The 21,284-nt window shown below is 64.5% G+C and carries 22 protein-coding genes and 2 pseudogenes; 13 read left to right on the top strand and 11 right to left on the bottom strand.

Going from position 1 to position 21,284, the window contains the following annotated elements; all coding sequences use genetic code 11:
• Positions 1-70 precede the first annotated feature (70 nt).
• From ACFWCF_RS07760 to ACFWCF_RS07750, 3 genes are read left to right on the top strand one after another with little or no spacing between them, the layout of a single operon-like run.
• A complete protein-coding gene (locus ACFWCF_RS07760) occupies positions 71-1,156 on the top strand; it encodes a 3-deoxy-7-phosphoheptulonate synthase (RefSeq protein WP_378559238.1) in 1,086 nt (361 codons plus the stop codon).
• A gap of 41 nt (positions 1,157-1,197) precedes the next feature.
• Positions 1,198-2,013 carry a MerR family transcriptional regulator gene (locus ACFWCF_RS07755; protein WP_378559235.1) on the top strand — a complete coding sequence of 272 codons (816 nt, stop codon included), beginning with the start codon at positions 1,198-1,200 and terminating at the stop codon, positions 2,011-2,013.
• Entirely contained in the window at positions 2,010-2,855 is an 846-nt protein-coding gene (locus ACFWCF_RS07750; RefSeq protein ID WP_378559232.1) for a hypothetical protein, read from the top strand. The genes ACFWCF_RS07755 and ACFWCF_RS07750 overlap by 4 nt, the downstream gene beginning before the upstream one ends.
• Positions 2,856-3,454: 599 nt before the next feature.
• Here the strand turns inward: ACFWCF_RS07750 and ACFWCF_RS07745 are convergent.
• The gene (locus ACFWCF_RS07745) at positions 3,455-4,168 is read right to left on the bottom strand and encodes a Crp/Fnr family transcriptional regulator (RefSeq protein ID WP_054713716.1); all 714 of its coding nucleotides are present in this window, start codon (positions 4,166-4,168) and stop codon (positions 3,455-3,457) included.
• A gap of 60 nt (positions 4,169-4,228) precedes the next feature.
• Positions 4,229-4,424 (bottom strand): annotated as a pseudogene (locus ACFWCF_RS07740) (MerR family DNA-binding transcriptional regulator); the annotation flags it as partial.
• Positions 4,425-4,624: 200 nt separating this feature from the next.
• Between ACFWCF_RS07740 and ACFWCF_RS07735 the strand changes: the two are divergent.
• Together ACFWCF_RS07735 and ACFWCF_RS07730 are read left to right on the top strand one after the other, a co-directional pair.
• A pseudogene (locus tag ACFWCF_RS07735) lies at positions 4,625-4,720 on the top strand (Tn3 family transposase); the annotation flags it as partial.
• A gap of 145 nt (positions 4,721-4,865) precedes the next feature.
• Positions 4,866-5,210 (top strand): cupin, encoded by a 345-nt coding sequence (locus tag ACFWCF_RS07730; RefSeq protein WP_132472408.1) that lies wholly within the window; start codon positions 4,866-4,868, stop codon positions 5,208-5,210.
• Positions 5,211-5,416: 206 nt separating this feature from the next.
• On the opposite strand, the gene ACFWCF_RS07725 is transcribed toward ACFWCF_RS07730, so the two are convergent.
• The 5 genes from ACFWCF_RS07725 to thpD form a co-directional block, all read right to left on the bottom strand.
• On the bottom strand, positions 5,417-5,629 hold the full coding sequence (locus ACFWCF_RS07725) for a zinc-binding dehydrogenase (protein ID WP_132472510.1): 213 nt from the start codon (positions 5,627-5,629) through the stop codon (positions 5,417-5,419).
• A 17-nt stretch (positions 5,630-5,646) separates the two neighbouring features.
• Positions 5,647-6,072 carry a cupin domain-containing protein gene (locus ACFWCF_RS07720; protein ID WP_132472406.1) on the bottom strand — a complete coding sequence of 142 codons (426 nt, stop codon included), beginning with the start codon at positions 6,070-6,072 and terminating at the stop codon, positions 5,647-5,649.
• A gap of 101 nt (positions 6,073-6,173) precedes the next feature.
• Complete coding sequence (locus tag ACFWCF_RS07715; RefSeq protein ID WP_378559447.1) at positions 6,174-8,039, bottom strand: heavy metal translocating P-type ATPase; 1,866 nt, start codon at positions 8,037-8,039, stop codon at positions 6,174-6,176.
• Positions 8,040-8,261: 222 nt separating this feature from the next.
• On the bottom strand, positions 8,262-8,495 hold the full coding sequence (locus ACFWCF_RS07710) for a heavy-metal-associated domain-containing protein (protein ID WP_054713719.1): 234 nt from the start codon (positions 8,493-8,495) through the stop codon (positions 8,262-8,264).
• A 409-nt stretch (positions 8,496-8,904) separates the two neighbouring features.
• Positions 8,905-9,792 (bottom strand): ectoine hydroxylase, encoded by an 888-nt coding sequence (gene thpD, locus ACFWCF_RS07705; RefSeq protein ID WP_378559226.1) that lies wholly within the window; start codon positions 9,790-9,792, stop codon positions 8,905-8,907.
• A 167-nt stretch (positions 9,793-9,959) separates the two neighbouring features.
• On the opposite strand from thpD, the gene ACFWCF_RS07700 reads away from it, so the two are divergent.
• Positions 9,960-10,385, top strand: a complete 426-nt coding sequence (locus ACFWCF_RS07700; RefSeq protein WP_378559223.1) for a VOC family protein — start codon at positions 9,960-9,962, stop codon at positions 10,383-10,385.
• 23 nt (positions 10,386-10,408) lie between these two features.
• On the opposite strand, the gene ACFWCF_RS07695 is transcribed toward ACFWCF_RS07700, so the two are convergent.
• On the bottom strand, positions 10,409-11,413 hold the full coding sequence (locus ACFWCF_RS07695) for an AraC family transcriptional regulator (protein WP_378559220.1): 1,005 nt from the start codon (positions 11,411-11,413) through the stop codon (positions 10,409-10,411).
• A gap of 3 nt (positions 11,414-11,416) precedes the next feature.
• Positions 11,417-12,610, bottom strand: a complete 1,194-nt coding sequence (locus ACFWCF_RS07690) for a pyridoxal phosphate-dependent aminotransferase (protein WP_378559216.1) — start codon at positions 12,608-12,610, stop codon at positions 11,417-11,419.
• Positions 12,611-12,720: 110 nt separating this feature from the next.
• Between ACFWCF_RS07690 and ACFWCF_RS07685 the strand changes: the two genes are divergently transcribed.
• Positions 12,721-13,353: a carboxymuconolactone decarboxylase family protein gene (locus tag ACFWCF_RS07685; protein ID WP_378559213.1), complete on the top strand. Its 633-nt coding sequence runs from the start codon at positions 12,721-12,723 to the stop codon at positions 13,351-13,353.
• Between the two features lie 76 nt (positions 13,354-13,429).
• On the opposite strand, the gene ACFWCF_RS07680 is transcribed toward ACFWCF_RS07685, so the two are convergent.
• Positions 13,430-14,662 (bottom strand): DUF222 domain-containing protein, encoded by a 1,233-nt coding sequence (locus tag ACFWCF_RS07680; RefSeq protein ID WP_378559210.1) that lies wholly within the window; start codon positions 14,660-14,662, stop codon positions 13,430-13,432.
• Between the two features lie 92 nt (positions 14,663-14,754).
• Positions 14,755-15,678, bottom strand: a complete 924-nt coding sequence (locus ACFWCF_RS07675) for a sigma-70 family RNA polymerase sigma factor (protein ID WP_378559207.1) — start codon at positions 15,676-15,678, stop codon at positions 14,755-14,757.
• A gap of 43 nt (positions 15,679-15,721) precedes the next feature.
• Between ACFWCF_RS07675 and ACFWCF_RS07670 the strand changes: the two genes are divergently transcribed.
• The 6 genes from ACFWCF_RS07670 (at position 15,722) to ACFWCF_RS07645 (ending at position 21,280) form a co-directional block, all read left to right on the top strand.
• Positions 15,722-16,339, top strand: a complete 618-nt coding sequence (locus tag ACFWCF_RS07670) for a GyrI-like domain-containing protein (RefSeq protein WP_378559204.1) — start codon at positions 15,722-15,724, stop codon at positions 16,337-16,339.
• On the top strand, positions 16,336-16,827 hold the full coding sequence (locus ACFWCF_RS07665) for an NUDIX domain-containing protein (protein ID WP_378559201.1): 492 nt from the start codon (positions 16,336-16,338) through the stop codon (positions 16,825-16,827). Before ACFWCF_RS07670 ends, ACFWCF_RS07665 begins: the two co-directional genes overlap by 4 nt.
• Positions 16,828-17,142: 315 nt before the next feature.
• The gene (locus ACFWCF_RS07660) at positions 17,143-18,234 is read left to right on the top strand and encodes an ABC transporter substrate-binding protein (RefSeq protein ID WP_378559444.1); all 1,092 of its coding nucleotides are present in this window, start codon (positions 17,143-17,145) and stop codon (positions 18,232-18,234) included.
• A 5-nt stretch (positions 18,235-18,239) separates the two neighbouring features.
• Positions 18,240-19,025, top strand: a complete 786-nt coding sequence (locus ACFWCF_RS07655; protein WP_378559441.1) for an ABC transporter ATP-binding protein — start codon at positions 18,240-18,242, stop codon at positions 19,023-19,025.
• Complete coding sequence (locus ACFWCF_RS07650) at positions 19,012-19,884, top strand: ABC transporter permease (protein ID WP_378559198.1); 873 nt, start codon at positions 19,012-19,014, stop codon at positions 19,882-19,884. The genes ACFWCF_RS07655 and ACFWCF_RS07650 overlap by 14 nt, the downstream gene beginning before the upstream one ends.
• 43 nt (positions 19,885-19,927) lie before the next feature.
• Positions 19,928-21,280, top strand: a complete 1,353-nt coding sequence (locus ACFWCF_RS07645) for an LLM class flavin-dependent oxidoreductase (protein WP_378559194.1) — start codon at positions 19,928-19,930, stop codon at positions 21,278-21,280.
• Positions 21,281-21,284 lie beyond the last annotated feature (4 nt).

Raw genomic sequence — 21,284 nt, 5'->3', positions numbered from 1 at the left:
ATGACAGACCGGCTCGCTGGAGATCGCAGCATCCTCGAGGGTCGGCCTGGGAACAGGAACCGAGAACCCGATGAGTACCCAGACGAACAGCATCTCCACTGCAAATCTCGACGAGCAGCGCACCGTGCGGATCAGCCCCCTTGCGGCACCGTCTGTCGTGCGTGCCGAGCACGCACCCGACGAAGTCGCCGCCGCGACCGTGCGTGCGGGCCGCGCCGACACCGTCGGCATCCTGAACGGAACCGATGATCGCCTCGTCGTCATCGTGGGCCCGTGCTCGGTGCACGACCCGGTGGCCGCGATGGACTACGCCCGCAAACTGGCCGCGAAGGCCGACGAACTGCGCGACGACCTCCACATCGTGATGCGCGTGTACTTCGAGAAGCCTCGCACGACGCTGGGGTGGAAGGGCCTGCTCAACGACCCGCACCTCGACGGTACCTACGACATCAACACGGGCCTGCGCATCGGCCGCAAGCTGCTGCTCGATGTGTCGAGCCTCGGCCTGCCCGTCGGTTGCGAGTTCCTCGACCCGATCCTGCCGCAGTACTACGCCGACCTGGTCACCTACGGCGCGATCGGTGCCCGCACCGCCGCCAGCCAGGTGCATCGTCAGCTGTGCAGCGCGCTGTCCATGCCGGTCGGCATCAAGAACTCCACCGAAGGTGACGTGCAGGTCGCTGTCGATGGCACGCGTGCCGCCGGTGCGAGCCACGTGTTCCCCGGCACCGATCTCGACGGCCAGGCTGCGCTGATCGAGACGGTCGGTAACCCCGACTGCCACGTCATCCTGCGCGGCGGAAGTGCGGGACCCAACTACGACGCCGAGACCGTCGCCGACACGATGGCGCGCCTGCGTAAGGGCGGTCTGCCGGAGCGTGTCGTCATCGACGCAAGCCATGGCAACAGCAGCAAGAACCACGAGAGGCAGATCGACGTCGTCACCGACATCTCTGAGCGCATCGTCGCAGGTGAGAAGGGCATCGTCGGTGTCATGCTCGAGAGCTTCATCGAAGCCGGCCGCCAGGACCTGACGCTCGGCAAGTCGAACGAACTCGAGTACGGCAAGTCGATCACCGACGCCTGCATCGACTGGGCGACCACCGTCGATCAGCTCGACCGTCTCGCGGATGCGGTGCGCACTCGCCGTTCGTAGAAACTTGACCCCGACGTAACGTCAGGGTTGATGCTGGGGTCATGAGAATCGGCGAACTGGCCGCGGCCGCAGACACGACCGTACGCACGATCCGGCACTACCACCGGCTCGGGTTGCTGCCGGAACCACCGAGGTCCTCCAACGGGTACCGCGTGTACTCGCTGGAGGATCTCGTGCGTCTGCTGCGCATCCGCTGGCTGGCCGGGTCGGGCGTACCTCTCGGCGCGATCCCGACGGTGGTCGGCGCAGCTCACGACGGTGAGGCGCGGGACGACCTCACCGCAGATCTCGAGGCGTTGATCGTCGACCTCGATGCGCAACTGCACGCGCTCGAAGGGAAACGGCACGCACTGGCCATGATGCTCGAGGGCCATCGCCGCGGTGAGAACCTCTCACCGCTGCCCGAACCGCTGGTGCGCGCGTTCGCCGAGATCATCGATGGTGAGGACGATCCACGGACACGGGAGGTCTTCCAACACGAGCGTGACAGTTGGGAGATCGTCGCGCTCTCCGGCCAGGCCCCGCAGGAATTCCTCGATGCCGCGACCGCGGTGCTCACCGACCCGGCGCAGCGGGACTCCGTGGTGGCCCTGTATCGCAGGTTCGGAGCGCTCGCAGGTCGCGTACCCGGCGATGTCGCAGACGAAATCGAGGCGGTTGCAGCAGAGCTGGCCGGATTCCTCACCGTGCTCACCGATCGCGGCGACGGCGTCTTCGCGGAATGGGCCGCGACCGCGGCCGGCTATGCGGCGAACGGCGAGCCGATGATGTCCGAAGTCCTTCCCGATCCCGCGCAGCGGGCGGTCGCGATCCTGGTCATCGCGATGGTCGCCGAGGCGGCGGGAGGACAACGATGATCGGGGCGGGAGCACGTCGACTGCACGGGGTGACCGTGGCGATCACGCTGCTGGTGGCTGTCGTCAATGCAGCGCTCGCCGCACTCGGGATTCTGAGCGCGGGTGCAGCGCTCGGATTGTGGTTGGCGATCGAAATTCCGCTCGGCATCGTGGTCGGCGTCGTCACCGTGCTGCGTATCCGATCGCTACGACGAGAGGGACTGGAGTGGAATGTGGTGCTCGAAGAGATCACCGGGAGGGTCGCAGCCGACCTCATTCGGTTCGAGATACGTGGCTACCGCGCGATATGGCTCTTTGTCCACCGACGCTACGACGGCGCGGGGCCCGGCGTGATGCCGGTCGGATACACGAGGGGCACGATGGGGATCCCGATGGCCTTCCTCGTCGCATGCGTCATCGAAACAGCCGTCGTTCACGTGCTTGTGCCATGGCCTGCGATCCGTACCGCACTGCTTGTGCTCTCAGTCTGGGGACTCATTCAGATCTTCGGGATTCTCGCAGGTCGGATCACACATCCGCACCTGTTGACGGACACACGACTGACGATCCGGGCCGGACATCAGGTGATCGTGGAGCTCGACCCGCGGGAGGTCGGTCGAGCGGTCGCACGGAGGCGGTGGGAGCACACGTCTCAGACCGTCGCCGACAATGCACTGTATCTTCCGGGGCCGGACGGCACCTGTCTGGATCTGGTGCTGACCGAACCCGTCGTAGTCAGGCGACCGGCCTTCTTCGACCGCACACGCTCGACCGCCTCGGTATCGCGCCTGTCGTTGCAGGTCGACGATCCCGAGGCGGTGGCCGCACAGTTCAGAGCAGAGCAGTTCAAGACAGGGGCATGAAGTCTCTGCTACCGAGGTACGACGGACGTGGCCTGCTCGCAATGGCTGCGCCTACTGTCTCCACGCGCACACCCGCGACGCCCTCGCGGGCGGGAATCACCGCATCGCATCGCCGTCCTGCCCGCCTGGCGTGACACCGACCTGTGCACCGACCGTGAGCGCGCCGCGCTCACCCTCGCCAAAGAGGCATCGATATGCGTTTCGGCCGGAATCAGGAATCCTCGGCGACCGACCTGCGGGGTTGGGGTGACGGGTGGCGGCCGAGTTGTCGCCCGAAGGGAACATTCGTGAGCGCCTATACCGTCGGATACCTTCCTCGGTCGGTGTGGCCGGACCCGGACGCCCCTGTCCACACCCGAGGGGTGTAGTAGGTTTGTAGTCAAGATTTTTCAGTGGATCCGGGGCGCGGGGCGGAGTGTAGGACCGCGCCACCAAGGTAGTCGTCGCCGAGGTGTTTCGGGGGTTGTCCAGGACATCGATGCGCGCCGGGGCGATCGCGACCCTGGCCTTCAGCATGGGTTCGCTCATCGGCGTCTGATCCCTGTTCTCACCCCGCACCCCAGGTCCGCAGCCGGGTCACCCCCGGTTTCGGTCGTCGGTCAGCCGGCGTGGGCACCGGACCGCAACACCTGCTCGTCGCAGATCTCCACGAATCGACCGGGGCCGAGACGGATGGCCCCGGCCTTCTGCAACGCCGAGAGCCGACGGCTGAGCGTTTCTGCTGTCGTGCCCAGATACGAGGCGAGGTCCTTCTTGCTGGACGGCAAGCGGAACCGTAGCGAATCTGCATCGTATGCCAGCTGCAGCAGATGCTCGGCCAGTCGCTGCTCGACCGACCGCCCGGTCAACGACGACACCATCTGTTCGGCGGCCGACAACCGTTGCGAGACGGTCTGCAACATCGTCACCGCCACCGACGGCCGTTCGGTGAGGACGGCGAGAATCCGGCGCCGGTCGATCGAGCACACCTCCGCGTCGTCGAGGGCGACGGCGAAGTGGTCGACTTCCGTTTCGGACAGCACCGCGGTCTCGCCGAGGAACTCGCCCGTCCCCAGGATACGGATCAGTTGTTCACTGCCGGATTCGAGCAGCCGGTACACCTTGACCCGCCCCCGATGGACGATGTGCAGGTCCAGCCGGTCCCCGGCCCGGAAGACGTGTTCGCCGCGTTCGTACCGTCGTGTGACCGCTGATTCGGCAATCCGATGCCGGTCTTTCTCCGACAGCGCCGCGAACAACGGCACGAGGCTCACGCATCGGAACCGATGGTCGTGATCGTGCGCCGCGTCACCGTGGAGGCGTCCCGAGGTCATCGCCGCTCCTCACCCGTCACCGGTCTTCTCCCCACCGCACTGCCCGGCGTGCCTTGTCCGGTCGAGGCTGAACCCGTGGGCTTGGGCTCGTTTTATGAACCGGACCACCGGTGCCGGGCGGGTAGGCCCGATACCCCGACGGTGACCGCGGTGGTTGCGCCAGCAGGCCCCGGCGTTCGTAGTATCGCAGTGTCTGGACGTATCGCAGTATCTGGACGTTGACTCCGGCACGGGTTGCCAGCTCGCTTCTGCGCATACCGCTATTCTGAACCCTGTACCCATGTATAGGGGCAAGCAGCTTTCGGTCACCTGACCGTCGGCTCGACAGATGTCGGTTTCTCGGGTGGCTACCGCGTTCGCGGTAGCAGTCCTGCGTTCTTTCCCTCGGGCTCGGAACGCAGCGGGTCAGTGCCCGGTGGTGGGTATGGGCAGTTCGACGGTGAAGCGTGCCCCATGGTCTACATCATCGACGGTCTGCTGAAGAACACCTCCGACGTGCAGCCGGATCCGCTGTATACGGATACTCGAGGCGAGTCGCTGCCGGTTTTCGGGTCGCTTCGCTCCTGGGGAAGCTGCCGCGATCACGTCGGCGGCTGCGGCGGCCGCGGATCGCAGGCGGGTGTCGACCACGACGAAGTTCGATCGGTTCGCCCACGTAGGTTGAGACAGACCCAGCAGGCACGCTGAAAGGACGATCATGGCGAATCTCAGAGAGCTGACCGAATCCCATCTCTCCACGGCGCGAACGGACAAACACGGCCGCAGCGCCGCACTCGTCGCCAATGATGGACCACTCCGTCAGACGGTGATCGCACTTCGGGAGGGCACCCGGCTTGCCGAACACAATTCCCCGCCGGCGGCGAGCCTCCAAGTACTCGCGGGACGAGTTCGCGTCGACCTCGAAGAGGAGTCTCAAGGGGAATTCGGCGAAGGCGAACTGTGGATTCTCACCCATGAACGCCATTCGGTGCTGGCCCTCGCCGACAGCGTCTTTCTACTTACCACGGTGACGAGCCAGCAAGGCCAACAATCATACTCCTGAGCGCTCAGGATCCCTCACTCCTGGCTCTCTGGGAGCTTACGAATTGCGGCGCTGTCAACGCCGCCTGAAATCTGACCCCTTTCGGGCATCCGACCGCGCCACCTGCCGGAGCACCACCATTTCCGAGGTACTCGCTGCTCGCGTCGTGCGAGCAGCGAGCTCATCGGCTGCCCGGTGCGTTCGGCGTACTGTCCCCGCCGGTCAGGTCACGGCTCGACGACGAGCGTGCCTACGGTGTGCCCTTCCTCGACGGCGGCGATCGCCCGGGCAGTGTCGTCCAGGCCGTAGCGCGCCGTCACGGTGGGGTCCACGAGGCCGTACCCGATTACTTCGGTGATCTTCTCCAGACTCTCGTCCGTGGGTTGGACGGGCGCCCGGCCGAGTTCGCGTGCGGTGTCAGGTTTCGCGGTGGTGAGGATGCGTGAGGAATCCTTCGCTAGGCATGCGGGGGCTCGTCCTCGCCGGCGGCCTCGGCCGCGTCGGCCTCTTCCTTGGTGGCATAGGCGCCGTCGGCGGCGTGCTCCGGCGGGCTGTACATCGTGTACAGCACCAAAGGTTCGTCGCCGATATTGCGGAAGTTGTGGCGAGCACCCGCGGCGACCGCGCACTGATCGCCGGCCTCGACCATGTGGGTGTGCCCGTTCAGCACGGCTTCGCCTGTTCCGGAGACGAAGGTCAGGATCTGGTCGGTGCTCTCGTGGACCTCATCCCCGATCTCACCGCCGACCGGGATGGTCATGACCACGATCTGGGCGTATTTGCCGGTCCACAGCACCTTGCGGAAGTCCGGGTTGGCCCGGGCCACGTCCTCGATCGTGAAATGCTCGACGTTGCCCTCGAGGGAGAAGTTCTGCTTGCTCATTGCACACTCCTTGCGTGTGTTGGTGGTGATCTGTCGCGGGTGGATGGTGGTTGTCGGTACCGCGCGGGGTCCGGGGTGACGGGCCACGCCCGGCTTCGGTTTCAGACAGCAATCGTCTCGGCGTCGGTTGCCGCTCGGATCTGCTTTCTCTGGGGGTTCGCGGTGGAACCCTGCGTATTTCGCAGCAGTCGCATGGCGTTGATGATCACGATGAGCACCGAACCCTCGTGGACGAGCATCCCGATCGACATCGTCACACCACCGAAGAAGACACCCGCCAAGAGAACGACGACGGTGAACAGAGCGATCGCGATGTTCTGTTGCATCACCGCCACCGTGCGCTTGGCCAACCCGATCGACTCCGGGAGTTTGAGCAGGTTGTCGCCCATCAGCGCGATGTCCGCGGTCTCCACGGCGACGGCCGAACCTGCCGCTCCCATGGCCACCCCGATGTCCGCGGTGGCCAGGGCCGGGGCGTCGTTCACGCCGTCGCCTACCATGGCCACCGTGTGTCCCTGCCGCTGCAACTCCGACACCGCGTCCAGCTTGTCCTCGGGAAGGAGGCCGGCGTGGATTTCGTCGATATCTGTCGCCTTGCCGACGGCCTCGGCCACCAGTCGGGTGTCACCGGTGAGCATGACGACCTTCTCGACGCCGGCGTCGTGCAATCGCCGGACCATCTCCGGCGCGTCCCGGCGAATCTGGTCCGCCACAGCGACGACGCCGATGACCGCACTGTCGACGGCCACGATCATGGGGGTCCTACCCGCCGCGGCAAGTTCTCTTGCCGCGGCCGCGGCGTCCACGTCGTCGATGACGCCGTACTGCTCCAACAAGGGCATATTGCCGATGAGGACCTGCCTGCCCTCGACATCGGTCACGATGCCCTTGCCCGGCACCGGGGTGACGGTGCCTGGAATACCCTTCGGCGCCACTCCCTCGGCGCGGGCGGTGTCGAGGATCGGGCGGGCGAGAGGGTGCTCCGACCCTGCCTCGGCGGCTGCGGCCCAACGCAGCACCTCGACACGATCGAGGTCGGGCGCCAACACCACGACGTCGGTCAGCTGCGGCCGACCCTCGGTAAGGGTTCCGGTCTTGTCGACCGCCACGGCCGAGATCTTCGCGGAGGTTTCGAGGAACTCGCCGCCCTTGATGAGGATGCCGTTGCGGGCGGCACGGCCGATACCGGAGACGATCGCGACCGGAATGGAGATGACCAGCGCGCCGGGGCAACCGATGACCAGCAGGGTCAGTGCCAGGACGACGTCGCCGGAGATCAGCCCGGCCACAAGGGCCAGCACCATGACGGCCGGGGTGTACCAGGTGGAGAACCGGTCGATGAACGCCTGGGTTTTGGCCTTGGCGTCCTGAGCGTCCTCCACACGGTGGATGATGCGGGCCAAGGTCGTGTCGGCTCCGATGCCGGTGGCAAGCACCTGCAGGAAACCACCGCGGGAAACCGTACCGGCAAAGACCTGATCCGACTTGGATTTCTCGACCGGGATCGATTCACCGGTGATCGAGGCCTCGTCGATCGCGCCGGTACCGGCCACGACCTGTCCGTCGACCGGGACCTTGGCGCCGTTCTTCACCAGAACGATTTCGCCCATCCTGACCTCGGACGCGGGAACCTGCTGCTGTTCGCCGTTGCGCATGACGACAGCGGTGTCCGGGGCCACGGCCACCAGTTCGGCCAGAGCCGAGCGAGTCTTGTTGATGGTCGCTGCCTCGAGCGCGTGGCCGATGGCGAACAGGAACGTGACCGCAGCCGCTTCCCAGAAGTTGCCGATGATGATCGCACCGATCGCCGCGATCGAGACCAGAAGATCGATGGCGAGGTGCTTGACCGTCAGGGCGCGCAACGCCGCGACAACAATGCCGTAGCCGGCCACTACCGCCGCGGCGAGCATCAGTGCGTTCGCCAGCGTGAAGACCGGGGACGTGGTGGAGTGCTCCGCGGCGTCGATCCACCACTGGGGCCCGACAGTGGGATTGAGCGACTCGCTCAGCACATGCTCGAGGAGCAGAGAAATGGCAATCAGCGCACCGGCGGTGGTGGGAACCGACCACTTGCCGTAGATCCACCGTTGGAACCTGTTCACGACGCTACGTCCTTTCAGACGTGAGACCTGGGATCTGTCCGTGCCCGCCTCGGCCGGTTGATCTGGGATGCCCGGGGGCGGACGTAATCAAAATGCCGAGGGCCGGGCGGTGTATCCCGCCTTGGCTACGGCTGCGACGATGTCGTCCACCGACGCCACCTCTGCATCGTGATCGACCTCGATGCGAGCGGACGCGAAGTGGACCTCCACCTTCTTGACGCCCTTCAAGCGGTTAACCCGCTTCTCGATTTTCGCCACGCAGGATGGGCAAGAAAAGCCTTCGGCGCGAAGAACGGTGTGTGTGGTGGTAGTGGTATTCATACTGCAGTCCTCCTCGACTGAATTTCGACGTCGATCGCGCCTCAGCGCTTCTGGTCGACAAGCTCAGCGTAGAGACCGCAGAAATTTACTTCATTGATCCAGATCAATTATCCCGATACTGCCGGTGAACGGGCGATGCCAGCATTCACGAGCCGCTGCGTGAACCGAACCGCCGTATATCGACAGCCCTTGGCACTGTGGAAAATCAACTCCCCGACGTGGATGTCGCGGGAGTACAAGGTCCCAATCATCCTCTGGCCGGTGCTGACCGAACCCGTCGAGGTCCGGCGACCGGCCTTCTTCGAACACACACGCGCCACCGCCTCGGTATCGCGCCTGTCGTTGCAGGTCGACGATCCCGGGGCGGTGGCGGCGCAGCTCAGAGCCGAGCAGTCCAGACCAGGGCGGTTCAGGCCAGGGGCGTGAAGTCCCTGCTACCGAGGTACGACGGGCGCGGCTTGCTCGCCGCGAACGGCTCGGTAGGCGTGTTCTCGACGCTGTTGAACACCACGAACAGGTTGGAACGGGGGAGCGGTGTGATGTTCCCGTTCGATCCGTGCATGCAGTTCGAATCGAAAACCGTTGCCGAACCCGCAGATCCGCGGAACGTGGTGATGCCGCACTCGGCGCTCATCCGGGTCAGGGTGTCTTCGTCGGGCGACCCTGTCGGCGGGACATGGGTGACCAGCGACTCTCGGTAGTAGTCGTCCGGAGTCTCGCCGACACACGAGACGAACGTCTTGTGTGAACCAGGCATGATCATCAATCCGCCATTGAATCCGTAGTTTTCGGTCAATGCGATCGAGATGCTGAGCGCGCGGGGGGTCGGCATGCCGTCTTCGGCGTGCCACGTCTCGAAGTCCGAGTGCCAGTAGAACGGACCACCCCGGAATCCGGGTTTGACGTTGAGACGGGACTGGTGGACGTACACGTCCGAATCAAGCAATTGTCTTGCCATACCCACTATTTCGGGACGTCGAATGATTCTGTCCACGAGTGTGCTCAGGCGGTGTACGTCGAAGATCGAGCGCACATCACCGCTGCCCTGCTCGCGGATGACTCGTTCGTCGTTGCCGAGCTCACGACCGAGTCGTGATGTTTCTTCCAGTAGATTGCCGACATCGTTGGCGGCGAGAAGTGTCTTCGCCGTGTGGAATCCGCTCTTCTCGTATTCCGCGACCGCGCAGGAATCGAGTGGTCCGGTGGCGGAGCCCCAGACGACAGGATCCTTTCGCGCGATGGATTCCGAAACAGTTCGGTTGCGAGTCGGATATTCGTCCTTCACGACCGTACGCATGTCTTCCGAATCACCCTCTCGAGGATCGACGATGGTTCCTCTCGACCGTCTCACTCCGAGGCCGGTTATGCAACCCGACATACAGGGCATGCGGCAGAGAACGCCCAGTTCGTCGGGTTGCGCGTCGAGCGGGGAGCCCTGTCGGAGGTCGGCGTTAGGGTCGTGAGATGGGATACGAATTTCAAGTAACAGTCGATTGCAGCAACCCCCACATTCAGGCGCGATGGTGGGCCGAAGCGCTCGAATGGCGCGTCGAACCCAGCGACGAGGACTTCATCCGCGGACTGGTGGCGGCCGGCCACGCACGCGAGGAAGACACCGAAATTTTCGACGGCACACTCGTGTGGCGGGCCGGGGCCGCGATCGCCGACCCCGACCACCCGCACCGGCCCCGGATGTTGTTCCAGCGTGTCCCGGAGGGAAAGACGGTGAAGAACCGCATGCACCTGGATATCCAGGCGGGAGACGGTCGAGAGGTGGTAGCCGAGCGGCTCGCAGGCGCGGGCGCCACGATGCTGCATCGTGGCAGCCAGGGGCCTTACGAGTGGATCACGATGGCCGATCCGGAAGGCAACGAGTTCTGCATCGTGTGACAGCCGCTTGCCGGGGTCACTTCTCAGTCGTGCGCCCGGTAGGCGCGCGGCGTGTTGCCCGTCCACCGCTTGAACGCGCGTCGGAATGCGCTCGGCTCGGAGAATCCGAGACGGGCCGACAGGTTGTCCACCGGTTCGCCCCGTCGTAGTCCGGCGATCGCAAGGTCGCACAGCACTTCCTCGCGCAGTCGGCCGAGGGAGGTGCCTTCCTGACGCAACAGTCGCCGCAGATGCGGTGGACTCACCGCGAGCATGTCGGCGATTTCGTCGGCGGTCGAGGTGCGACCCTTGATGCCAGACTCGAAGATCCTGCGTACCTGGGTGGAGACCGTCGATTCGTAGTCGCGCTCCGACAGCATGAGGTTCGGGGAGTCTCGCAGATATTCCTCGAGTGCTTCCTCCGACCGGATGATCGGCGACCTCAGAGCGGCGCTGTCGATTTCGAGGGCGGCGCGGCCCGCAAGGAAGGTGACGGGGACACCGAAGATCGCGTCGTAGCTGCGGGCGAGGACGGGATCGGGCTCGGTGTACGGCAGCGCCACCGACACGAGCGGTACTCGGCCGCCAACGAGCCATGCCGCGAATCGGTGCATGAGCATCAAGAGGAAATCGACTGTCACGCGGGTCTTTTCCGTCACCTCGGCGGGAAGGCCCACATCGAGGTAGGTGCTCGTCTCGCCGATGGACAGACTCATCTTCGGGAGTCCCTGAAGGACCCGGTTGACCTCGATGATGCGAGCGAGCGCATGCGCGAGGTCCGGACAGTGGATCAACGTCAACGTCATGATCCGGAACGACCCGCGCGGTACCGAACCGGTACCGAGTCCGAACAGCTCGTCGTCGGTGATCTGCCAGACTGCGCGAGTGAACAGGCTGACCTGCTCGGGGGTGAGACGCGCGTGCGGCTGGGCGAGTACCGCTCGGCTGATCCTGCCTGCGTCGAGTGCCGGCGTGAGGTCGATGCCGTCGTCCGCCGCCACACTCACTGCTCGGCTGACGAAATCGGAGGGAATCGTCGGTGCCGACATCGTCTACAATTCCTCCCCGATACCGTGAAGTCGCCGGACCGCTTCGGCGAGAACATCATCGCGCTTGCAGAACGCGAAACGCACCAGATGATTCCATGCCGGGGTGTCGTCGACGAACACGCTCACCGGCACTGCGGCGACACCCACCTTCTCCGGCAGTGACCGACAGAACGAAACCCCGTCGCGGAAGCCGAGCGGCGTGATGTCCGCGCAGACGAAATACGTACCCGCCGAATCGAGCACGTCGAAACCGGCCTCGACGAGCGCGCCCGACAACAGTGTCCGTTTGCGCTGTAGGTCCTCACGCATCGATGCGACCCATGGTTGCTCGTGAGTGAGCGCGTGCGCGACCGCGGGCTGGAACGGCGCGCCGCCGACGAACGTCATGAACTGTTTGGCCGCGCGTACTCCGTCGATCAGGGCGCGGGGGCCGATCGCCCACCCGATCTTCCAGCCGGTGACGTTGAAGGTCTTCGCGGCGCTCGACACCGTGATCGTGCGCTCGGCCATTCCGGGTAGGGACGCGACGGGAGTGTGATGGCGGCCGTCGAAGACGAGGTGTTCGTAGACCTCGTCGGACAGCACCAGCAGATCGCGCTCGCACGCGAGTTCGGCGATCGCGGCCAGCGCGTCGTCGTCGTACACGGTTCCTGTCGGGTTGTGCGGGGTGTTGACGACGAGCATGCGGGTGCGGTCCGTGACCGCGTCCCGGAGCGCATCGACGTCGAGAGCGAACTCGCTGCCCGAGCGAGTCAGCGGCACAGTCCGTCGGGTCGCGCCTGCCATCGCGACCGACGCTGCGTAGGAGTCGTAGTAGGGCTCGGTGAGCAGCACTTCGTCGCCGGGTTCGACGAGACCGAGCAGTGCAGCGCTGATGGCCTCGGTCGCGCCGACGGTGACCAGGACCTCGGTATCGGGATCGTGGTCGAGGCCGTAGCGCACCGACCGGTCGGCGGCGATCGCCGTCCTCAACGCGGGCATCCCGGACCCGGGCGGGTATTGGTTGACCCCATCGGCGATCGCGCGACGAGCGACCTCGAGCATCTCGGGTGGCCCGTCGGTGTCGGGGAAGCCCTGCCCGAGGTTGATCGCGCCGTGCTCGACGGCGAGCGAGGTCATCTCGGCGAAGATCGTGGAGGCGAACGGTCGCAGGCGAGCGACGGTGCGAGCCTGTCGCGAGTTCGACGAATCTGGCATTTCTGCAGCGTAGTCGCTGCGCATCCGCGGTGTTCGGCTGCCGTGTCACATCCGGGTGCGGTGTTTCGTCCACAAGGTGGAGGACGAAACTACGACGGAGGAGACAGGCCATGACACGGATACCACCGTTGGCCCCGGGCCAGGCCGGATTGACGACGAAGGCGATGTACAAGGTCGCAGGGCGAATGTTCGACCAGATTCCCGAGCCGTTCACCGTGGTGGCGTACCACCCCGGATTGCTGCGCGCGAGCGGTCTGCACGAGATGCTCGTCGATCGGGCATCGAAGGTGCTGCCGAAGAACGTCCGGGAAATCGCGGTGTACCGCACCGCGTGGACGGTGGGCTGCTCGTGGTGCGTGGATTTCGGGACGATGCTGCAGCGGCTCGACGGTCTGGACACCGATAGGCTCGAGCGCATCGCCGAGTACGCGACCTCGGATCTCTACAGCGACGACGAGAGGGCCGCGATCGCCTACGCCGACGCGATGACCGGCGACGTGGCGAACGATGTGACCGACGAGCAGGTCACCGACCTCGAACAGCGGTTCGGTCGGGCGGGTGTCGTGGAACTGACGTACCAGATTGCGCTCGAGAACATGCGCGCACGGATGAACTCGGCGCTCGGAATACACGACCAGGGCTTCAGCACCGATGCGTGTCGCGTGCCGTGGGCGGAAGCGCCGGCAGCCGGTGACACTCAGGACAGCACGAAATCGGTGATCACGCCGCGGTCCGCGAAGTAACGCGTGTCGACGCAGCCAGCGTCACCAGGGCACACGGGTGCCCTGGTGACGCTGGCTGGAGATGTTCGGTTGTGGGTCAGGCGACCAGATCCGGTCGGTTTCCCGGTATCGGTGTCCGGAACAGATCGACACTCGCGGGTGGAATGAACTGCGGCCGCCGGGATTCCGTAATTTTCACGTCCCAGCCTGTGTGGTGCATCAACCGATGATGATGACCACATAACAACACCAAATTGTCGAGGTCGGTGTTGCCGCCGTCGGCCCAATGCTCCACGTGATGCGCATCCGTCCACGCCGGCGGAGTGCTACATGCAGGGAAGGCGCATCCTCCGTCCCGCACCGCCAGGGCGCGACGTTGCGCGACGGTCGCCGTGCGTTGCATGCGGCCGTGCACAAGGGGCACGCCGTGTTCGTCGAGAAGAATGCTCGTGACGTGGCAGTCGCAGGCGAGCATGCGGGCGGCGTCGATCGAGATCGGTCCGGCCCATGGTTCGGTGGCATATCCGTGTTCGGGGCTGTTCGCGAACAGTTCTTTCAGTGCGGCGTTGTTGGTGAGGTCTTTGATCGACGCGGTGACCGATAAATGCGGCTTCACACCGCCTTCGACGGGGGCGAGTCCGGCGGCTTCGACGAACTGCAACAGCTGGTCGAGCGCATCGGCGTTGCGTTTCGACGCCGGCCGATCATCCTTCACACCGCCCGTCTCGGGCCGTGGTGCGGAGAGCGGGGAGAGCAGATGCCGCAGGCGGGCACCGGTGACGGCGTCGAACTCGCCTTTGATCACCACCCGGCCGTGCCAGGTGGTGGAGACGAACAGTTCGTTACGCGACGAGTCTTCACCCGGTGGTGGACCGTCGCCGGTGCCGAAGAGATGCTCGAGTCTGCGGATCAGGGCTCGCACGGTAGCCTTCGTCGCGACCTTTTCGCTGGCGTGTTCGAGCAGGATGGTGCGGGCCTTCTCGAAGTCGTAGGGGTTCATGTTCTTCGGGTAGTGCTGGCAGAAGTAGGCGATCTGGCGGGCCTTCTCAGCGTCGAGTAATCCGGATGAATACGCTTCGCGTACTTCCGGTTCGAGCCGCAGTAGCTTCGCGAGTGCTTCGATGCGATGACATTCACCGATCTCGAGGTTCGTCGCAGCGGCCAGCCAATGCGCGGGGCTACGGTAGCCGTGCTCGAGGACGGTGTCGCGTTCGAACATGTCGATGACCAGATCGACGCGTTGCACCTGCAGCGTGTGGATCTCGGCGCAGACGGCGAGCGTGGTGGCCATCAGCTGACGATTGTCGAGTTTCCATTGCTCCCCACCCATGTCCGAATTCTATCGAATAAGCATTCGAACTTCAAGGTTTTTGGAACATCCGTTCGAATCCTCCCTGATGAAGCCGATGCGCTGATCCACGTTCACCCTTGCGGGTCGGACGGAAGTCGGACACCGCCGAGCTTGGCCGGGTTTGCCATGTCGTATGCGGCCCACACGCGTCCGTCACGCACAGTGACTCCCATGACGCGTCCGGGAAACCCTCGGTGTGTGTCGTCGCCGGCAGACCCGCGATTGAGGAACCCCAGCTCGCCGTTGATGAGCGCGGGCTCGAGCGACGTGAGTGCCTCCGCGCCGTAGAGGCGTACGAGCCCGAGGAAGAACCGCGCAAAGTTCTCGGGGCCCACGATGACGTTGACTGCAGTGCGCGTGGTTCCGCCTGCGTCGCCGATCATGCGGGCGTCCGGGTGGAGTGCCGCGATCACCTTGTCGATGTCGCCGGTGGCGATGGCTGCCATCAGCTGCTGTACCGCGTGCTCGTGTTCGCTCGGGGACGGTGGTGGCGGGGCGTCGGAGACGGCGCGTCGACCACGTGACGCGAGTTGCCGCGCCGCCGGAACCTCGATGTCGAGGATGCGCGCTACCTCGTCGAACGGGACACCGAATCCGTCGTGCAGCACGAACGCGATCCGTTGTGTGGGCGTGAGGGTATCGAGCACAACCAGTGCCGCCAGTCGGTTGTCCTCGCTGCGCACGACCTGCTCGAGAGGATCGGGCGGCGTCGCGCCGGCGAGGGGTGTGACGATCGGCTCGGGCAGCCACTGGCCCACGTATTTCTCGCGGCGGACCGCGGCCGATTTCAGTCTGTCGAGGCACAGGCGTCCCACGACGGTGGTCAACCACGCCCGCAGATCATCAATACTGTCGGCGTCTGCACTGTCGAGTCGAAGCCACGCATCCTGAACCGCGTCTTCGGCGTCGGCCACGCTGCCGGTGAGCCGGTATGCAACCGACAACAAGTGGCCACGGTGTTCTTCGAACGATTCCGCCATCGCGGGTGCGCGCATATCCTCGATGCTACGACGCAACAGGACCGGAGACGAGAGGCGTATGGAGAAGTACGACGTCAAACGTGTACACAAGAACTTGTATTCTCCGCCGTCCGAGAACTTTACGGAAGTGGATGTACCCGAGTTCCGGTACCTCGCTGTCGACGGGAATGGCGACCCGAACATCTGCTCGGCATATGCGGAGGCGGTCGAGGCCCTGTACAGCGTGTCCTACACGGTGAAGTTCGCGTCGAAGAAGAGCCTCGAGCGCGACGCCGTTGTGGGGCCGTTGGAGGGATTGTGGTGGGCCGACGACATGTCGACCTTCGTCACCCGCGACAAGCAGGCCTGGAAGTGGACGATGATGATCAACCAGCCGCCGTGGATCACCGACGACATGATCGACTCGGCGAAGTCTGTCGCGGCGGCGAAGAAGGATCTGCCGGCGTTGCCGAAGCTGTATCCCATGACGTGGACCGAGGGAAAATGCGTACAGATCCTGCACATCGGCGCCTACGACGATGAAGGCCCGGTTCTCGAGAGGCTTCATCACCGTGTGATTCCAGAGCGAGGCTTCACCTTCGACGGCAAACATCACGAGATCTATCTGAGCGACCCTCGGCGGACCGCACCGGAGAAGCTGAAAACCATTCTTCGGCAGCCGGTTGCCGTCGTATGACCGTCACGAGCGCGGGCCTGCTGCTGTATCGCATCGATGACTCGGGCCTTCTTCAGGTGTGGCTCGTGCATCCGGGCGGGCCGTACTGGAAGGGTAAGGACGAGGCCGCGTGGTCGGTTCCGAAGGGCGAGTACGGCGACGAGGAGGAACCGCGCGACGTTGCATTACGCGAATTCGAGGAGGAGTGCGGATTTCCCGCTCCCGATGTGCCGTTGACTCTGCTGGGACGTTACAAGCAACCGTCCGGAAAGATCGTGAGCGTCTACACCGGCGAAACCGAGACAGACCTGCAGTTGTTGTCCAGCAATATGTTCGACCTCGAATGGCCTCCGAAGTCGGGGAAAATGCAGCAGTTTCCGGAGGTCGACGACGCGCAGTGGTGGTCGCTGCCCGACGCCGAGTTCAAGCTCCACAAAGGGCAGCGTCCCATTCTCGAAGGGCTTCGCGCGCGCCTCGACGACCTCGGCCGCCGCTATCGCGTCGAGTGACGCACCCTGATATCCGCGACAGCACCGGATAGCCGCGTGCTGTCGGCACGACGCTCTTGCCCATCGAGCGCGCGTCTGTGCTCGGCGACGAAGGATGCGCACCGAAGGTCGCGTCTGTGGCGTCTTTTGCTCGCCGTGCGTCGAACCATTGTCGGTGAGGTGACAGATCGCGATGCTTGCACGGTCGTCGTCGAACAGAAGGGAACTCGTCGTGTGTAGCTGTCCGTGCTGTCGCGCAAGCCGTTGTCGCTGAACCGCAACCACCTCGAACCGGTGCCCGTGCATACGGGCCGACGCAAGGACACCTCCAACACGATGTCTCACCACACGCTGCGCCGGCGCCTCGTAACCGCCGTCTCTACAGCTGCAGCACTTCTCACTCTGACCTCACTGACCGCCGCCTGCTCGTCGAGCTCGGATACCGCCGTGACCGCCGACGGTAAGACCGTCCTGAGGTACGAAGGCTCGCCGGCGCAGGTCGGCTTCCCGGAGCTCGCCGAATCCCTCGGTTACTACGAAGACGTCGAGCTCGAATGGATCGGCGACAACGGCAACGGGCCGCAGTCGCTGCAGAACACGGCAACCAACCAGATCGAATTCGGCTCCGCGTTCAACGGCGCTGTCATCAAAGCGCAGGCCGGAGGAGCTCCACTCACCGGAGTGCTGGCCTCCTACGGCTCTGACAAGGCGAGCTTTACCGGGTACTACGTGCTCGACGACAGTCCGATCCGTGAGGCGCGCGACCTGATCGGCAAGAAGGTCGGCATGAACACACTCGGAGCCCACCACGAATTCCTGACACGCGAATGGCTCGCACAGGAGGGGCTGACTCCCGAGGAGATCGCACAGGTCCAGCTCACTGTGGTGCCCCCCGTCAACACCGAGCAGGCTCTACGCGAAGGCCAGATCGACGTCGGAACACTCGGTAGCATCTTCCGCGAGACCGCTCTCGAGCGCGGTGGAATCCGCCCTCTGTTCACCGACGAATCGCTCTTCGGGTCCTTCAGCTACGGCACCTACGTGTTCCGCGACGACTTCATCGCGAAGAACAGCGACGCCGTCGAAGATTTCGTGCAGGGCACCGCCCGTGCCATCCGCTGGGCTCAGACCACTCCCCGCGACGAGGTGGTCGCCGAGTTCGAAGAGATCATCAACAGTCGCGGGCGCAACGAGAACACCGACCTCGTGGGCTATTGGAAGAGCACCGGAGTTGCCGGTCCGGGCGGCGTGATCGCCGAGAAAGAAATCCAGACGTGGCTGGACTGGCTGACCCGCAACGGTGAACTCGACGAGGGCACGTTCACGACCTCCGAGGTCTACACCAACGAATTCAACCCCTACGCCAACGGAACCTACGACCCGAACAGTGGCCCGAACGGTGAACCCGTCGAGGAGGCAGTGCAGTGACAATCCTGAAGACGACCCCGAAGCTCCGACTGGAGAACGTGACCAAGCAGTTCGACGTTCGCGACAGCAACGGCCGATTGACCGCACTCGACGACGTCAGCATCGATCTCGCGGACGGCGAGTTCCTCGTCCTCGTCGGCCCCAGCGGGTGCGGTAAGTCCACGCTGCTCGATCTTCTCGGCGGGCTGAGCGAACCGACCTCCGGTCGAATCCTTCTGGACGGCCGCGAGATATCGGGTCCGGGACTCGACCGGGGCATCGTCTTCCAGCAGTACGCGCTCCTCCCGTGGCGCACGGCCCGCTCGAACATCGAATTCGGGCTCGAAGCGAAGGGATTGCAGAAGAAGGCTCGGCGTGAACTCGCCGAGCACTACCTCGAACTCGTCGGCTTGCACGGATTCGGCGACCGCTATCCGCATGAACTCTCGGGTGGTATGAAGCAACGTGTGGCTATCGCGCGCAGCCTCGCGTTCGACCCTGAGGTGCTGTTGATGGACGAACCCTTCGCGGCGCTCGACGCGCAGACCCGCGAATCATTGCAGGACGAACTGCTGCGGATCTGGCGGGAAACAGGCAAGACGATCCTGTTCATCACCCACGGTATCGACGAAGCCGTCTACCTCGGGCAGCGTGTCGCAGTCCTGACCGCCCGTCCGGGACGAATCAAGACCGTCGTCGACATCGAGATCGATCGCACCGTCGACGATGTCAGGTCCGGCGACGCATTCCGTCGTCATCGCCACGACATCTGGAGCGAACTACATACCGAGGTGAATCATGTCCAGCACTAGTTCCACACTGATCCGGCCCATCGAAGAGCCTGCGTCCGTCATCGAACGGAAGGCGGACACGCCGGCCGTTGCCTCCACGTCGACCGCGGCGGGCCGCGGACGTGCAGTGGCGTGGAAGATCTTCAAGCCGGCCGTCGCCATCGTCGCGTTCTTCGCCCTCTGGGAGATCGCGCCACGCGTGGGTCTTGTCGACGACGTGTTCCTGCCTCCGCTCACCACTGTTCTGGAAGCGTTCTGGGAATTGGCAACCAACGGTCAGCTCGCGCAGCATCTGGAGGCAAGCCTGACCCGCGCACTCACCGGATTCGCGATCGCGCTCGTGTTCGCTGTGCCGCTCGGTGTGGCGATCGGCTGGTACAAGCCGGTCGCCGAAACCATCAACCCGATCCTCGAGATCTTCCGCAATACGGCCGCGCTCGCGTTGCTTCCGGTGTTCATCCTGATCCTCGGTATCGGCGAGACCTCGAAGATTGCCCTCGTGGTCTACGCGAGCACCTTCCCGATCCTGCTCAACACCATCTCGGGTGTGCGCACGGTGGATCCGCTGCTGGTCAAATCGGCCAGGTCACTGGGTCTTCCGTCGTACCGGCTGTTCCAGGAGGTGATCCTGCCGGCCGCGGTGCCGACGATCTTCACGGGAATCCGGATGGCGGCGGCATCCTCGATCCTGGTGCTCATCGCCGCTGAAATGGTCGGCGCCAAAGCCGGTCTCGGATATCTGATCACCGCGTCGCAGCTCAATTTCCAGATCCCGAACATGTACGCGGGCATCATTGCGATCTCGATCGTCGGTCTCGTCTTCAACGGCATCCTCGTGACCGTCGAACGCAGGCTCTCACGCTGGCGCGTCTCGCAGTGATCGTGCCTTTCATCCATTCGGAAACGTCCCTGGGCAGGTAGTCATGTCTCACTCTCCGAAGCAACTCAACCTCAACGCATTCTTGATGGGCGTCGGCCATCACGAAGCAGCGTGGCGTCACCCCCGCACCGAAGCCCACCGGGTCCTCGATGTGAAGCATTTCCAGGAACTCGCGCAGATCGCCGAACGTGGAAAGCTCGACTCGGTGTTCTTCGCCGACGGACTTGCCGTTGGGCCACGCGTCGAACACAACACGCAGGCCATCTTCGAGCCCATCACGCTCCTCACTACAATGGCCGTGGTGACCGAGCACGTCGGTCTCATCGCCACCGCCTCCACCGGGTACAGCGAGCCCTACAACCTGGCTCGGAAGTTTGCGTCCCTCGATCACATCAGTGGTGGCCGCGCAGGATGGAACATCGTCACCTCGGGTGGTGAGGACGAGGCTCGCAACTTCGGCTACGACGAGACTCCCGACCACGCGGGCCGCTACGACCGCGCAGCCGAGTTCGTCGATGTCGCTGTTGCACTGTGGGACAGCTGGGAGGACGATGCGATCGAACTCGATTCCGCAACAGGTCGATTCGCTGATCCTTCCAAGGTCCATGCAGTCGAGCATCAGGGTGAACGCTTCCGGGTCCGAGGTCCGCTCAACTCACCGCGTTCGGTGCAGGGCCGTCCCGTCCTGGTGCAAGCCGGATCGTCGGAGAGCGGCAAGGACTTCGCCGCGGAATATGCAGAAGCTGTGTTCACCGCACAACGCACGCTGACCGAGGGACAGGAGTTCTACCGAGACTTGAAAGCCCGTGTCATCAAGGCGGGCCGCGACCCGCAGTCGCTGAAGATCCTGCCGGGGATCGTCCCGTTCATCGCCGCGACGGAAGGCGAGGCGAAAGCCCTCGAACAGGAGTTCACCGATCTCATCTCGCCCGCCTACTCGTTGCGCCAGCTCTCTCGGATGGTCGGCGTCGACCTCACCGAGCATTCACTCGACGCGCCGCTGCCGCCGCTGCCTCCCATCGACGAGATCCAGGGCAACAAGAGCCGCTACCAGCTGGTGAAGGACCTCGCCGAGAAGGAGGAGCTCACCGTGCGGCAGCTGATCGCCAAGCTCGGCGGCGGGCGCGGGCACCGCACGTTCGCCGGTACACCCACACAGATCGCCGACGAGATCCAGCTCTGGTTCGCCAGTGATGCAGCCGACGGGTTCAACGTCATGCCGCCGTATCTGCCAGGCGGCCTGGAGGATTTCACGGCGCTGGTCGTGCCGATCCTGCAGGAGCGTGGCCTGTTCCGGACCGACTACACCGCGACGACGCTGCGTGGACATTACGGGCTGGACCGCCCGGTGAGCAGCTACGCGCCCGCATCGCGGTCGGCTGTTGCGACTGCGTGACGCC

This window comes from Rhodococcus sp. NPDC060090 (assembly GCF_042729855.1).
GTDB lineage: Bacteria > Actinomycetota > Actinomycetes > Mycobacteriales > Mycobacteriaceae > Rhodococcus.
The sequence above is the reverse complement of the archived record's forward strand: the minus strand, read 5'-3'. Positions and strand labels throughout refer to the sequence as shown.